This is a genomic window from Vibrio sp. 2134-1 (assembly GCF_033339495.1).
Map to the genome: position 1 here is coordinate 1 of NZ_JAWOUS010000428.1, position 698 is coordinate 698.

The following is a 698-nucleotide window of genomic DNA, read 5'->3' on the forward strand; positions in this document are numbered from 1 at the left end:
CTCCAATCTGTTTTAAAGTTGGCTGAAGATCGGTAAATAAGCCTTGATCTTTAATTTCACCAATCGCATCCAGGCGGTTGTTTAGCGTATCAATACAACGCATCGGTTGATGCAGCCAACGCTTTAACATGCGGCTGCCCATCGGGGTTGAGCAATGGTCGAGAACTGCGGCGAGTGTATTGTCCGTGCCGCCAGCTAAATTTTGGGTGATTTCTAGATTGCGACGCGTAGCTGCATCTAAAATTACAGAGTGATCTTGGCGATCAAACGTTAGTGAGCGGATATGTGGTAGAGCAGTGCGTTGTGTGTCTTTTACGTATTGGATCAAACAACCTGCGGCGCACAAACCAAGAGAGGCGTGCTCAACACCAAAACCGACAAGATCACGGGTGCCAAACTGCTGGTTCAACTGTTGTTTGGCAGTATCTAGTTCAAACTCCCATACAGGGCGACGACGGTTACCGTTACGGTTCGACATCAAGTGGACTGGCTCGAAATCTTCAGGGAACAACAATTCACGCGGTGCGGTGCGTTGTAGTTCTGCCATCATGGATTCTTCGGTTTCTGGCTCCGTTAATTGAAAACGGCCAGAAGTAACGTCTAACGTCGCATAACCAAACTTGCCGTTGTGATGGTAAATCGCAGCGATTAAGTTATCGAGACGTTCAGAAAGCAGCGCCTCATCGGTTACGGTGCCT

The 698-nt window shown here is 48.4% G+C and carries 1 pseudogene; it reads right to left on the reverse strand.

Features of this window, described 5'->3' with window-relative positions:
- Positions 1 to 698, reverse strand: a pseudogene (locus tag R7R78_RS26425) (DNA mismatch repair protein MutS); the annotation flags it as partial.